This is a genomic window from Martelella sp. FOR1707, assembly GCF_053484265.1.
Map to the genome: position 1 here is coordinate 40,809 of NZ_JBAKFP010000012.1, position 13,679 is coordinate 54,487.

The window sequence follows — 13,679 nt, forward strand, 5'->3', positions numbered from 1 at the left end:
GCGGGCTATGGATAGTTTTGTCCAGCTTCTGGAGCGCGGTGTCGCGATCATTGCCCCCTTGCAGGCGTTGGTCGCAGGCACCTGCTTTTTGGGGGGTCTTGTTTTCGTGGCGCGCTCGATCGCCGGCATGGCCTCAGCCCACGAGCTCCGTAGTATTGGGGGCGCGGCGTCTGGCTCATACACCGGTCCGCTGGTTCTGTTCTTCGTCGGCTCACTTCTGATTTCGCTGTCGACGGTCATCGGGGCATTCCTGATGAGCTTCTTCCTGCAACCCGAAAGCGTATCGGCTGAACAGGTATTCAGCTACGCGCCGGAGATCACCAAGCCGCTGTCGGCCGAAATGAGCCAGAGAGCGGTTATTGCTCTCGTTCGTTTCGCTCAATTTATCGGCCTTCTCGGATTTGTGCGGGGTCTATTCCTGCTCGCCCGTGCCGGCAATGGCGGACAAATCGGAGATACGGGACGCGGGATTGTCCATCTCGTCGCAGGGACATTGGCGATCAACATCGTCGTCGTCCTGCAGATGCTTGAAAAACTTCTGGTCAAATAAAAAGGAGAGACCAAATGCAGAGAAAGTGCACCGGCCTGCTGACATTTTCCGGCTTTTATCTGGCCACGCTAGGGCCTGTCATGGCGCAACAATCGCTGGGCGATCTTGCCAGCAATTTTTCGACGACCACGCTTGGCCCATGGGCTGACCTTCTCGGCTCAATCGCCTTCTTTGGCGGCCTTTTGTGCATCATCATCGGCATTGTGAAACTCGTGTCGAACTCCAGGAATCCGCATCAGCAGCACTCCCCGATGTCCATGCTCATCTGGTTTCTCGCTGGCGCCCTGTTGATCGGCTTGCCGGCTTGGGCCGGTGTTGGGGTCACGAGTTTCCTCGGCTCGGGTGCGGATACGTCGACTATTGATGGAACGCTGAGAAGCATCAACTGACATGGCACGTTTCGGCGAAACCCTCGACTACATCGCAGCGGCCTTGAGCCGCTCGGTCTTCCGCAAGTCGCTGGATGGCTATTGCCGTCTGGTGACCGCGGAGGACAACGATACTCTTGTTGCCGACGACGGGTCGCTGGTGAGTGTCTTTGCGCTCGAAGGGTTCCGCTCGCTGGCCGGAGAAACGGAAGTGTCGCAGACTGTCGAACAGCTGCGACGCACGATCACACCCTATTTTGCCTCTCCCGGATGCGCCCTGCAATTCTGGTTCGGCCATTCGCCGCATCTCGGCGCATCTGAAATCGACATGGCATTAAGCTCAATCGGCCGTGTTGCTCATGACAGCGGACTTGACGTCGAAGACCTGATCGACGAGCGCCGCAGGATCTTGCCGCGAAAGCTAACCGGGGAACGCTCCTATCTGGCGGTGTGGTCACGCCCCTCCAACCTGACAAAGAACGAGATCAAGGTGGGGCAGGCGGCGAGGAGGAAAAACCTCTCAGGCGCGCCCTCGATGCGACAATCGCAATGGCCCGATGCTGCTCTGGAAGCACTCAGAACACGTCACAGGTCGGTCTCGGATGCGCTTTTGCGCGAATTTGCGCTGGTCGGCATCGAAATGGAGCGCTTGGATGCGCGTACGGCCATCACAGCCGCAAGAGGCGTTCTCTACCCCGAGTTTCTGCACGCATCACCAAGTTGGTCTCCTGTTCTGCCAGGGGACATGATGCGGAAGAAGATGCCGTCCACGAATGCCGAACTGAAGAAGGGCGATATTTCCAATCTTACCTGGCCGGCGCTTTCTCGCCAGTTGCTGACCGAAAGCGCGACGATCGTCGATCAGTCGACGGTTGAGATCGGCAACAGCGTCTTCTCGGGATTTGATTTGTCCTTGCCGCCTGAAATCGTTGTTTCGTTCAACGATCTTGTGCGGCGGGTTCTCGACAGCAAAGACAGGATTTCCTGGCGCACCTCGATGCTGACCGAAGCAGGCGGCTATCAGGGGCAGATCTTCAAAGAACAATATGCACGGCTGTTCACCTGGACCGCGCCGTCGCGCAACCGGCGTATCGTACAGGCGTTCGATGCGTTGCGCGAAGCCGACGGCATCGACGATACGGCCGTTCGCTTCCGTGTCTCCTTTGCGGCCTGGGCTCCGAAAACCCACAAGGACGTGCTCATGAGACAGGTTGCCAATCTACGGCGCGCGGTCGAGCGCTGGGGATCAGCGCAAACCGATGCGCTGATTGGCGATCCCGTCGAGAACGTCATGTCGTCGGCGCTCGCGATGAACTGCGCGTCGACCGCGCCGCCCATGGCGGCGAGCCTGTCACACGCGCTGGCGATGAGCCCGATTTCGCGCCCGGCGAAATGCTGGGATCATGGTGCCGTGCTGTTCAGAACTTCGGACGGAAAGCTGTGGCCCTATCAGCCGGGATCATCCAAGCAAACTTCATGGGTCGACGTTATCGTCGGAACGCCGGGCTCGGGCAAATCAGTCCTGCTGAACTCGATGAACCTTGGTGTGGCGCTGTCGCCACAAAGTGGCCAGTCCGATGATGGTAGCGGATTGTTGCCACGCATTTCGATAATCGATGTCGGCCCGTCCTCGGCCGGATTGATTTCGCTACTGCGTGACAGCCTGCCGGCGAACCGGCGTCACGAGGTCGTCTATCACCGGCTTCGGATGGAAGCACAGTATTCGGTCAATCCGTTCGACACACAACTCGCATTGCGGTTTCCTCTGGCTCACGAGCGCGGATACCTCGTCAATCTTGTGACCTTGCTATGCACGCCGGACGGGGCTGAATCGGCCTATGACGGCATTTCCGCGCTGGCGGCAAGCTGCATCAACGAAGCTTATGAGCGGTTTTCGGATGACCGGGAGCCGAAGAAATACGTCCCATCGGAAAGCTATGAGGTCGACGCCGCTCTCGGCGAGATCGGCTATGTCGCAGACCAGTCCTCGACCTGGTGGGAGGTGACCGATGTTCTGATGGAAAAGGGTCGACGACATGAAGCGGCGCTGGCGCAGCGTTTTGCCGTTCCGACGCTGTCAGATCTCATCCTGGTGTCGAATTCCGAGACAGTGCGAGAACCGTTCAGAGAAATGGTGACGCGCACTCAGGAGCCCGTGCTTAAAGCATTTCAGCGCATGGTCAGCTCCGCGACCAAGGATTTCCCCATTCTCGCTCGCCCGACGCGCTTCGATGTCTCCGGCGCGCGCATCATAGCCTTTGATCTGTCGGACGTGACCGCAACGGTCGGGCCGCAAGCGAAACGACATACGGCTATCATGTATATGCTGGCCCACCATGCCGTAACCTCTGACTTCTGGTTGGATGAAGACGAATTGCGAGGCCTCAAGGCGCCACAAGTTTACATCGACTATCATCTGCGCCGTTGGAAAAATAACCGTCAGATGCACAAGCGACTGTGCTTTGACGAGTACCATATGACCGGTGGTCTCGGTATTCGCCAGCAGGTTATCAATGACGTTCGGGTATGCCGTAAGGCGGGTGTCCAGATTGCCTTGGCATCGCAGCTGATGGATGACTTCGATGAGGCCATTCAGAAGCTTGTCACCAATATCTGGTTCTGCAATGTACCGACAGAAAGCGCGATCTCAGAGGTCTCCGAAACCTACAATCTTTCGGCCTCTGCTCGATCAATCCTGCGTACACTGCATGGCCCCGTCCCAGGCGAGGGCGCTCCGGTCATGGCTTATCTGACGCTTAAGAGCGGTGTTTACACCCAATATCTGATCAATGAGCTCGGCCCGATCGAGCTATGGGCGCTTTCAACGACATCCGAGGACACGGCCTTGCGTTCAATGCTCTATGACCGCCTCGGTTCGAAGCGCGCGCGCGCCATTCTGGCCGCCCGGTTTCCCGACGGATCTGCAAAGGCAACGATCGAACGCCGGCTCGGTGAGCTGGAAGATCGGGGTGTTGCCGTTGACGAGGGCAAGAGAGGCGATGTCATCCGCGACCTTGCAGATCAAATTGTGAAGGAGGCAGTAGCATGAGTTTTCGAAACGTAGCGCTGGCGCTTCTGTTGTCGTCATCGGCAGCTGTCGCGCAAGATACGGATGTAGCGACCAAATACATCACCTTTAATGACGTGGATTCGGATGCGACACAGGTTGCTCGCAAAATGTATGGGCGCTTTTATCGCATGGTTGAGGCCGAGCGCGTCTGGCTCGAAGAGCCAACCGATAGCTACGACCAGATGGTCGTGCGTCTCGGCGACAACCGCAAATGCGATCCCAATTGCGGTGTTGTCGCTCTTTATTACAGCGAGCCGGACGCGATGTGGCTTGAAGTCTGGCGTGGTCTCGGTGATGCGGTTGGCATTGGCGAAGTGGGATTGGATGGCATTCGTTCCATCCATGCTGAAGACGGCCGGGTCTGGAAGTGGTTCAGCACATCATACTCACCCCAGGTGCTTGGCGACGTTTTCGAGTCCCGTGTTGCCACGGAAGATGAGAAGCGCGCAGCCTATGGCGTCCTGAATGCTCGGTCGGCCCCTCCGGAGGGCATCGAACCGCCCGAGTTTCTCGCATTTGACGTGAACCTGAAGAGCGGCGACGAGACCGTCATTACAGCACGTTCCCTTTACTATTGCGGCAATGGTCCTTGCCCACTGATTGTCCTCGACGCCGATAATAAGGCGATCGCCAACTTCCGGACCTATGCCGAAGATTTCGCTCTGGAGCCAAATCGCGACGAGGAAGGCTACCGCCTGATCGAATTGTCGATCGATGACGGCGTCGGCGTTTACAGCGTCGGCAGTGGTGAACGGGTCAAGACAATCGGGCTTATGCCTGTCCTGGAGGCTGGTCGGGAGAAGCCGCTATGAAACAGCTTATCTTGTGCTTATCCGCTTTTTCGCTCGGCCTGGCATCTGTAGCGGCACATGCCGGATATCTGGATGCTCTCAAGGGGCTCGAGGGCGGCGACAGCTACTCGATCATCAATAAGAAGGGCACCGCGCTCGGCAAGTACCAGATCACGGCCGGCACGTGGGCCACGCTCGGATACACCCAGGGATCTGGTGGCGACTGGTCAAACTACACCTTCACCGACAAGGCCCGCGCTGCCGGCGTCTCATCGCTCGACGATCTACGGTATTCCGAAGCCGGCAAGGCGCTGCAAGAGCGTGCCGTCAACGAGCTGACCATCAGCAACTGGAACTCGATGAGTTCCCAAATACGCGGGCTTGTCGGTCAGACAGTCAATGGCGTGCAGATCACGCAGGAAAGCCTTTTGGACGCGGCGCATTTTCTTGGCTCCGGCGCCCTGAATGATTGGGTCGCAAGCGGTTTTGATCCCAACGCGCTACCCGAGAGCTATCTCGAGGCCAATAACCTGTCATCCTATGCAGAGCTACAGAATCTCATTCTGAAGCGGATGGCATCCATCAACGGCAATTCATACGACGGCTTCGGCTACACAAACACCTATTCCGTCGGCGGAATGTATGGCGCGACCAGCGACTTCCCCGGCTTTGGATCAAAACGACCCGTCCTTATCCAGGAAGTACCGCCATATCAGGGAGAAAAGAAAACGCTATGAAGAAGCTTGTATTGTTTTTTGCACCTGCCCTGATGCTGCACGCGGGATTGACCCATGCCGCAGAGGGAACCGACCAGATCGAACAGCTATTCGATTCCATGCTCGGCGGCCAAAGCGGCGCATGTACTGACACAGTCAAAGTCAGTTTGACCGACGCAATCCGCGCAGGAATCGACACTGAGGTGGCTCGAAAAGAAGCGGCGCTTCAACAACCAAAGCCCGTTGATGGCCTTGGTTGCCTGGACAATCTCATGAATCTGGATCTGGATATCGCCATTCAGGTTCCTGACGTGCAGGGCCTGTTCGATTCTGCCTTGTCCAATGCAGAGCAACAGATCTGCTCCTTTGCACAAGAAGCCTGGGACAAGGCCACGGAGCCCCTGACGTCGGCGCTTCAGCTGCCGTCCTTCGACGGCATCTCGGTAGACAGCTTTACCGGCGGTTCCAGTGACGTACTCGACTTCGGGTCCGTCAAAATGGGTTTGTCACAGGGCGGCGACTATGGCGGCGACGCGGGCGTGAGAGACGCTGGCGAGAATTCGCTGCTGCGCGACACCTATCAGAAGCTCTATGGCACCGGAGGACAGTGATGAAACACCTGATTTATGGCTTGTTGGTTTCGGTTGCGAGTGTCGGACTGGCGCAGACGGCTGAAGCGGCATGTTCCTGCGGTGGCGTGCGCAATATCGTTGCCCAATACAGCAACAAGACAATCAAGGACGTCAACGCCCATACGACGGATGTCGGTCAGCAGATTGAGGACACGATCCTGAAAGGGGTCGCACAGCTGAGTGCCTATTCCGATCGATCCGTCGAGGCGCAAAAGCGCATCGAGGACGCAGCACAGTTGAATAACACGCTGCGGGCGCGTCAGGAGGCCCGCGGCAAGGCAGAGGGCGGTCGCTACGATCCGGCAGCCTCGGCCTGCTTCGACCTTTCCGGGCTGATGCAATTCGGCGGCGGGACTGCATCCTACGGCGTCGGCGGGACGGATGTCTCCAACCTTTCGCGCAATCGTTCGCGTGGCAACGGTGCTGAGGGACAGGCAGTGTCCCAAGGTGGGCTTGCGATCGCCAATGCGATTATCAAAGACCGGGACGAGCTGGAAGATGTTGGCGGGTTCAAAGATCCGACGTCTGACATTCGTTTCTTGACCGATGCGCAGACATTGGACACGTCCGAAGGTAAGGTCGCTCAGGCATATGCACGCATGGTCAACAACATGGTTGACCCGATCCCGGCAAAGCCAATTACGGAAGGCGAAGCGAAAACACCGGCCGGCAAGGCGCAGATGGCGGCGCGCCAGGTCGACGCGACACGTCGTTCAGCCTCTCACGCCATTCTTTCCTACCTTGGCGATCTGAGTGCGCCGACCGGCAGCAGCGAGCTCGCCGAATGGGCCAAAAAGGCCGCGCCGACCAACTACCCCTATGAGATTGGAGACAAGGTTTCGAAGCTTCAGGCTTTGGATATTTTCGTTGAAAGTCGCTTCCCGAATCCGGAATGGCATCAGGCGGTTGCGAAGATGTCGCCGGAAGCCGTTGAACGCGAGAACCTTCTGACCAATGCCCTGCAGCTCTACGTCTCCTGGGAACGTTTCGGTCTCGAACGGCGACAGGCGGCCGCTCTGTCTGCACTGCTCGCTCTTCAGCTTGACGATCGCGACAGCAGGACAACCGTGATCCCGGTGAACGACTGATGAAAAGACGGCGGAACCGACAGGATGATCCGCACAAGACTGGCTGGCTTGCCCGACGCGGCGGCATGCACCAGCTTGCCTTCATTGTCACGTCCGGGTTTTCGGCCGGCATGGCGGCATGGGATATTATCGCCAGCACGATGCGACCGAAGCGCTATTCGCGTGACAAGTTCTTCAAGACGGACGACGATGGCGGCATCGCCCGTTTCAAGGCTCAGACATCCGGTATGAGCCAAAAGGAAATCGAGGATGACGCCCGTGCCTGGCTGCGGGAACGAACGGTCTACACGATCATCGCGTTTCTTAGTCTCGCAGCGATCCCGGCCCTGTTTGCCTTCGGCATTTTCAGCATTTTCACGCTCATAGCACTCATCGTTTTGGCACTTTTGTTGGCGGCCAAGGCCATGAAAGCTGACTTTGCCTACTGGCAAATCCGACAGGGCCGTTTCGGCCCCTTTGCCGACTATCTCCAGCACCGTCTTCCTTACGACATGCAGATAATCAGGAAGGATTGAACCTTGCGGCGATTTATCAAAGGTCTGCCCCTGGCCTTCATCTTTACCAGTTCCGGCGCGTTCGCACAGGAGATCAATGTCGTGGACATTCTGTCCGGCGGCGGCGACGAGCGGACGAACACCTATTTGAACACAATTTTTGGTCCGCTCTTTCCCGGACCGAACGACAAAACCCTGATCTCGGTGCTCATCTCGGACTTCAATATCCTCTTCTTCGCCCTTGGTGCGATCTTGTTGGCCTACAACATTATCATCGGGACGATGGAATCGGCGCACCACGGCGAAGTCCTCGGCCGACGCCACTCATCGCTGTGGGCGCCGATCCGCACACTGGTCGCAGCAGCGCTGCTTATTCCGATCCCTGCAACAGGGTACAATGGCGTTCAGCATGCAGCCGCCTATCTGGTGCAGTTTGGAACGGGTACGGCATCCTACTTTTGGCAGAAGAGCGTGGATCTGGTGTTCAACGACCACATGCCGATCGTTGGCACGGACATGTCGCAAAAAGACGGTCAGTTCATTCAGGCTGTTTGGCGCATGGAGATGTGCCGGGCTGTCTACAACGCTGAAGCTGCAAAGGGTGGTGGCGACATTGCCGGCATTACCAAAAACTGGCGTACAACGGCCAGCGGCAGCTTGGCGCTCTCCTATGACATGCCCAACTATCGGGGTGCGTGCGGCACGATCACGCTTCCTTCCGAAACCAAGGGTTTCCAAAGGATCGCTGCGTCGTCGGACAAAACCTACGCTGACTATGCAAAAGCCATGCGTGATGCAGTCAATCAGATCACCAACAATTATGCGCCGATGGCGGATTCGGTCACCCTGGCCGTTTCTCAACGGCAACCTTTGCCCGAATATAGGGGCCTTGCAGATGACCTTGCGGAATGGCGCGAACTTCATGCCAACATCCTCAAGGACTATATCGCAACCGACAAGCTGCAAAAGGATGTGCAATCCGCGGCATCCGAAACAGAAACGATCAACATCAACGGCATCGGCGACAAGGAGCAGAACATCGACCTGTCTGCCAGTCTGAAGGATGGCGGATGGCTGCAGGCGGGCTACTACTATCAGCTGATCAGCCGCTTTACCGCCGACGCTTCGGCCATCGCGGGAGGAATTCCGCAGACAACACCCGGCGGAGCGATTGGAGCGACAGCCAATCCGAAAGGTCGGGTCGGAGAGTCGATTGCCTCGCAGTATGACGACGCCAACTGGTATCTGTTCGGTTCGGCCCAGGGAGACGCCACGAAATTCCTTGAGAGTTTCGCCGGCACCTACAATGGTGTCGTCGAATGGTGGAACGAGAGCGTCGCCCGAAGCGATGTACGCGCCTTTACCAACGAGCGCGCAGCCTTTGCCGATTCAACCGCCGACATGACATCCTATATGGTCTCTGCCGGCAATATGTACGAAGCCTTCGACTTTCTGAACCCGGCTGCCAATGACGGCGACCCGATGGTGGGCCTGATCGCCGTTGGCAATCAGCTGGCGTTCTATAGCGGCGTCATCATGATTTCGCTCGCGGTACTGGCAGCGGTGCCTTTTCTTGGACAATCCGTGATCGCGTTCGCCGGCTTCCTCGGCTGGGTTTTGAGCGGGATCTCGGTTGCCGGCTACTTCATGGCGTTTGTGCTGCCAATGATCCCAACTGTCATATGGGTCATCGGCGTGACGGCCTTCTTCCTGTTGGTGGTTGAGATGATCTTCGCCGCACCGCTGTGGGCGATCGCTCACTTGTCGATGGAAGGCGAAGGTTTAGGCGGTCGGCAGGCCAGACGCGGATACGTCATGTTGCTGGCGCTGACGGCAACACCGGTGCTCATGCTCTTCGGTCTTCTCGTGGGCATGATCATTTTCCGGATTGGCGGAACGCTTCTTAACGGGGGCTTTTATTACGCCATCACCGCAGCTCAGGCTCTGTCTGGTGACAGCTACACGCAAATCACCTGGTTCATCGGCATTTTGGCCATCATGGTGTTTATGCTCTTCGCATATGTCGTCATGCTGGAACGCTCTTTTGCCTTGATCGCCGAATTTCCTGGCAAGGTGTTTCGACTGATCGAACCGGATGCCGTCAGCGATCTCGACACGCATGCAGCCATGCGTGCCAATGTTGCCGCCGGTGGAACCGCCGGCTCAATGGGTAGCCTGACGAGTTCTGCAGGCGGCGGCTTTAATAGAAGAATTGCAAGTAAGACCCCTAAAACAAATGAGTAAGAAAGGACAGGAAATGGTTGGCACCAACTCGCCCGTTTCAGTTCGGTTGGATGTCGATACGCGCGAGAGACTGAACGCCTTGGCCAATCGATTGGACAGCACCCCACACGCACTAATGCGTCAAGCCGTTGCAGAATTTGTCGAAAGGCGCTCGACGCCAGTTCCGGCTCAAACGCCAAATCAAAGCTGACAGTGGTCACGCGACCTTTGAGAACGGCCGACGAGATCAGCCGGGCATTTCTAGTTTTCAGCGACTGATCTGATCATGCTAGGCGCATATCAGGAGTGCCGGCTGCGCCGCCGCGTCAATCCCTGAGCTTTCCGATTGCATATGCTATCGGTCGACGACTACTGGACACTGAAAAGCTAGGAGAAGAATGGCGGATAAGCGCCCCCGTTGTCGCCGGTCAGGGTCAAAGGTGAATTTCACCAAAGCAGCCACTGGCTGCGCTCCACAGCAAGATCCTGATCGGGCGGGAAGCTCACGTGGGCTGCAGATCTCATAAGGTCTGTTTAGCGGCCGAAGCGGTTATTGATTTGAATGGCCTTTTTGACTACTGACCTTGTATTCAAGGTGAAATGAGAACGGCGGTGCAAAAGTCGGCCACGGAAGCGGCGAAATAGTTCGGCAATCCTGAAATCCACAACTATCGAGCTATTCTCTGGCTTTTAGAAGCGAAGATCATGAAGGCTAGGATGGTGCCGCCCCCTGACAGACTTTTGCCGAAAAGCAGAAAGGGCGCGCGATGTCGATAATCCCGCGCCCTAACTGGATCATGACGGCCCCGCCACGAAAACCACTACGGGCCTTAGAGAAATTCCAGGTGAAGTGGACACCGGTTCACCGTCCGAAATTGCGTAAAACAAAGAGATAGAGTGTTTCTGCGGTTCCGTGAAAGGCTGAAACGCTCTAGCTCGCGGCTTTACTGGGCAGCCGAACGGGCAGCATCGAGCCAGCCGTCAACCGTGTCACGATTTGCGGCAATCCAGTCAGCCGCCTGCTTATGCAAGTCCTCAGGTGAGTTGGCGCCATTTCTCATTGCGGCATTCTGCCTATAGATAAATTCTATCGGCAGCGAGGCCTCCTCGATCAGCGTGGCGGCCACCGGGTTGTCGGCGATGAAGTCATTATTGGCGACGATGCGGATATCGTTAACCGGCCAACCAAGGCGGCACGGATCCGCTACGCAGCCCTTCAGGCCTTCAACGGTCGCCGAATCTTTCAGGCCTTCCTGGTCTTCTGGGAGTGCAACGCTTGGCGTTTCGATCCATACCACATCTTCGCCCGGCTTCAGCTCGCCCACGGTCCAATTCGGCGTCCAAGTGTAGAACAGGATTGGCTCGTCATTGGAATGCGCCGCAATGGCATCGGCCATCGAAGCGGAATAGCCGGCCTTGATTGGGTTGATATGATCGCGTAGATCGAAAGCATCGAGCTGATGCTGGATTGTCAGTTCGCAGCCCCAGCCGGGCGGGCAGGCAACCAGATCGGCCTTGCCGTCGCCATTGCGGTCGAAGGCTTCCTTGACGTCGTCACGCTTGAAATCGTCAAGCGTCTTGATGTCGTATTTTTCCGCGGATGCCTTGTCCACCAGATAGCCCTGCAGCGCACCCTGCTTGACGACATAGCCAACGGGCTTTGCGTTGAAGCCTGACTGTTCCAGGTAGACATTGTGAAGCGGCAGCCAGCCATCATAATAAAAATCGGCGCTTCCCTGCGATACGGCCTGATAGGAAACCGGAACATTACTGTTCAGTGGCTTCTGCATATCGTAGCCGAGTTCGGCCAAAAGCTGACTGTAGACTTCGGTGATGATCCAGCCAGTGTCGTCATCGGCCTGGGCAATAGTGACGCTGACGCCTTCGCCGGGCGTCTCGTCATAGGCCATAGCCGATTGCGGTGCGATAACGAAGCTTGCGAAGGCAAGTACGCCACCGGCAATGGCACTGCTGCATTTGAAAGAAGTCAAAGGCTTTCTCCTATTTTTTGCATTTAACGTCAAGATGTGCCCACCTTCGAAGTGTGAGGAACGACTTTGAGCATCTTGAAGAAACGAGAGCGTTTTACGACAGCAATCAAGCGTGTTTCAACAGCCGTAACTTACCCTTAGGTTGCCGATTGAATTTTTGAAGACACCCCCTAAAAAATCAAAGTTCGCGCCAAAACAGAGCGTTGGCCGGTTTTTTTTGGGAGGGACGCGACTTTTCCGACTACCTTTGATTGAACCGGTCAATGCGCGGAATGCCGCTTGTTTGAAAAGCGAACCTCCTGTCAAACGTTATTTTTCGGCTTACCGCCAAAGCGATATTTGAAATCGCTATGGGATGCACCGTCCGTCACTGTCTGGGTGCGCTCAAGGATTATGGGACTGGGTGCAGCGCATGAAACAGTCCTTGATCCTAGGCGTCTTGAGTGCGGCATGGTTGACCACCGCTATAACGAGAGCGATCCGAAACTGCTCGCCGAAACCTGCCATACCGGCCCCCGCTCAGTCGTAGCCATACACTTATGGCGCAAGAGGAATTTCGCATTCTTGCAGTAAGCATCCGGCATGGGCCGCGGATGGGCCCGGTTTCCCTTCAGTGGCGGCTGTTCTGGCTTTTTGCGAAGCCAGCTTTTCCGAGGGTTCGGCGGCGGGCGAGTTTCGCTATCCTCTGATTGATTGTATCGACGCCAATATCGTCCGGCTCAAAGCGGCTGCCATACCATTCCACGACTTCGCGATGTTGCGGATATCGCGGCTTTGCCATCGCGTTGAGGAAGTCCTGGAAGCCGGGCAAGCCTCCGACATCTTCGGGCGGCGCACGCCGGTCGCCGTCGATGAAGCGCGGATATTCGACTGCCGGATCGGCGTCCATGACGGCCTCGACAGTGATTGAATGCCGCCAGTCGTCGCCGAAGTCATAGGTATAGTTGAAGGTGGTGATGCCGCGATCCACCAGAGCGCCAATCCTGACGTTGCGGGCGGCATAGGTCTCGCGACCCATGTCCCATTCGGGATCAGGAACGGCATAACGCTTGCCGCCGGCATGGAACTCGAAGAGGTGATAATCCTCAAACAGCATGACGGCCTGGATGACGTCGTGCAGCCCCTTCAGGCTGATGGTGATCGGGACCTCGACCCTGCGCCATATGGTTGGCTCGATATGATCGAGTTTGATGTGGAGCCGGGCGATGCGTTCGTTGGATGTCATGATGCCAATGCCAAGGGTGACCGTGCCGAGATCCAGTTCCACGGAAGCAATTGCTCCAGCCTGCTGATCGGCGTTTCGGCAATGTTAGCGAGAACGTCGGCGAGCCAGGCCTGCGGGTCGATGTCATTGAGCTTGGCGCTCATGATGAGTGTCACCATGAACGCGGCGCGATCAGCACCGCGATCCGATCCGGCGAAGAGCCACGACTTCCTGCCGAGTGCGAAGCCTCTGAGCGCGCGCTCGGCAGCGTTGTTCGTGAGACAGATCCGGCCGTCGTCGAGGAAGGACGTGAAGCCAACCCAGCGCTTGAGCATGTAGTCGATTGCCTCGGCGACCGGAGAACTGCGCGACAGCTTTGCCCGCTCGGCTTGGAGCCAACCATGCAGTTCTTCGACGATTGGTTGGCTGTCTTGGTGGCGGCGCTCCAGGCGTTGGTCGGCGGCAAGACCGTTGATCTCCCGTTCGATGTCGAACAGGCGATCGATCCGTTTGACGGCGTCCAGCGCAATAGGCGAGATCGGCGCGGCTTTG

Annotated in this window: 13 protein-coding genes; 10 read left to right on the forward strand and 3 right to left on the reverse strand. The window is 57.1% G+C overall.

Translation table 11 applies throughout. The features are described from left to right. Positions 1 to 7: 7 nt before the first annotated feature. From V6765_RS23635 to V6765_RS23680, 10 genes are all read left to right on the forward strand, one after another. Positions 8 to 550, forward strand: a complete 543-nt coding sequence (locus V6765_RS23635; protein WP_448433056.1) for a hypothetical protein — start codon at positions 8 to 10, stop codon at positions 548 to 550. A gap of 14 nt (positions 551 to 564) precedes the next feature. Further along, on the forward strand, positions 565 to 939 hold the full coding sequence (locus V6765_RS23640; protein ID WP_230721845.1) for a hypothetical protein: 375 nt from the start codon (positions 565 to 567) through the stop codon (positions 937 to 939). A gap of 1 nt (position 940) precedes the next feature. Further along, a complete protein-coding gene (locus tag V6765_RS23645; RefSeq protein ID WP_448433057.1) occupies positions 941 to 3,967 on the forward strand; it encodes a hypothetical protein in 3,027 nt (1,008 codons plus the stop codon). Beyond that, complete coding sequence (locus tag V6765_RS23650; protein ID WP_448433058.1) at positions 3,964 to 4,800, forward strand: hypothetical protein; 837 nt, start codon at positions 3,964 to 3,966, stop codon at positions 4,798 to 4,800. The genes V6765_RS23645 and V6765_RS23650 overlap by 4 nt, the downstream gene beginning before the upstream one ends. Beyond that, positions 4,797 to 5,516, forward strand: coding sequence for a hypothetical protein (locus tag V6765_RS23655; RefSeq protein ID WP_448433059.1), 720 nt, complete (start codon positions 4,797 to 4,799; stop codon positions 5,514 to 5,516). The genes V6765_RS23650 and V6765_RS23655 overlap by 4 nt, the downstream gene beginning before the upstream one ends. Beyond that, positions 5,513 to 6,106, forward strand: coding sequence for a hypothetical protein (locus tag V6765_RS23660; protein ID WP_183488790.1), 594 nt, complete (start codon positions 5,513 to 5,515; stop codon positions 6,104 to 6,106). Before V6765_RS23655 ends, V6765_RS23660 begins: the two co-directional genes overlap by 4 nt. Next, complete coding sequence (locus V6765_RS23665; RefSeq protein ID WP_448433060.1) at positions 6,106 to 7,215, forward strand: hypothetical protein; 1,110 nt, start codon at positions 6,106 to 6,108, stop codon at positions 7,213 to 7,215. The genes V6765_RS23660 and V6765_RS23665 overlap by 1 nt, the downstream gene beginning before the upstream one ends. Positions 7,216 to 7,280: 65 nt before the next feature. Next, the gene (locus tag V6765_RS23670; protein WP_448433061.1) at positions 7,281 to 7,730 is read left to right on the forward strand and encodes a hypothetical protein; all 450 of its coding nucleotides are present in this window, start codon (positions 7,281 to 7,283) and stop codon (positions 7,728 to 7,730) included. 3 nt (positions 7,731 to 7,733) lie between these two features. Then, the gene (locus V6765_RS23675) at positions 7,734 to 9,953 is read left to right on the forward strand and encodes a DotA/TraY family protein (protein WP_448433062.1); all 2,220 of its coding nucleotides are present in this window, start codon (positions 7,734 to 7,736) and stop codon (positions 9,951 to 9,953) included. Positions 9,954 to 9,966: 13 nt separating this feature from the next. After that, positions 9,967 to 10,143 carry a CopG family ribbon-helix-helix protein gene (locus V6765_RS23680; RefSeq protein ID WP_157624608.1) on the forward strand — a complete coding sequence of 59 codons (177 nt, stop codon included), beginning with the start codon at positions 9,967 to 9,969 and terminating at the stop codon, positions 10,141 to 10,143. Between the two features lie 733 nt (positions 10,144 to 10,876). On the opposite strand, the gene proX is transcribed toward V6765_RS23680, so the two are convergent. The 3 genes from proX to V6765_RS23695 all read right to left on the reverse strand — a co-directional run. Then, entirely contained in the window at positions 10,877 to 11,956 is a 1,080-nt protein-coding gene (gene proX, locus V6765_RS23685; RefSeq protein ID WP_448433063.1) for a glycine betaine/L-proline ABC transporter substrate-binding protein ProX, read from the reverse strand. A gap of 577 nt (positions 11,957 to 12,533) precedes the next feature. Beyond that, the gene (locus V6765_RS23690) at positions 12,534 to 13,190 is read right to left on the reverse strand and encodes a plasmid pRiA4b ORF-3 family protein (RefSeq protein WP_448433064.1); all 657 of its coding nucleotides are present in this window, start codon (positions 13,188 to 13,190) and stop codon (positions 12,534 to 12,536) included. After that, the coding region (locus tag V6765_RS23695; protein WP_448433065.1) for an IS66 family transposase at positions 13,145 to 13,679 on the reverse strand (535 nt) is incomplete at its 5' end. The genes V6765_RS23690 and V6765_RS23695, both read right to left, overlap by 46 nt.

Coding starts and splice junctions, on each gene's coding strand:
- V6765_RS23670 (WP_448433061.1), top strand. CDS start 7,281: ATGCACCAGCTTGCCTTCATTGTCACGTCCGGGTTTTCGGCCGGCATG.
- V6765_RS23635 (WP_448433056.1), top strand. CDS start 8: ATGGATAGTTTTGTCCAGCTTCTGGAGCGCGGTGTCGCGATCATTGCC.
- V6765_RS23650 (WP_448433058.1), top strand. CDS start 3,964: ATGAGTTTTCGAAACGTAGCGCTGGCGCTTCTGTTGTCGTCATCGGCA.
- V6765_RS23665 (WP_448433060.1), top strand. CDS start 6,106: ATGAAACACCTGATTTATGGCTTGTTGGTTTCGGTTGCGAGTGTCGGA.
- V6765_RS23660 (WP_183488790.1), top strand. CDS start 5,513: ATGAAGAAGCTTGTATTGTTTTTTGCACCTGCCCTGATGCTGCACGCG.
- V6765_RS23645 (WP_448433057.1), top strand. CDS start 941: ATGGCACGTTTCGGCGAAACCCTCGACTACATCGCAGCGGCCTTGAGC.
- V6765_RS23640 (WP_230721845.1), top strand. CDS start 565: ATGCAGAGAAAGTGCACCGGCCTGCTGACATTTTCCGGCTTTTATCTG.
- V6765_RS23680 (WP_157624608.1), top strand. CDS start 9,967: ATGGTTGGCACCAACTCGCCCGTTTCAGTTCGGTTGGATGTCGATACG.
- V6765_RS23655 (WP_448433059.1), top strand. CDS start 4,797: ATGAAACAGCTTATCTTGTGCTTATCCGCTTTTTCGCTCGGCCTGGCA.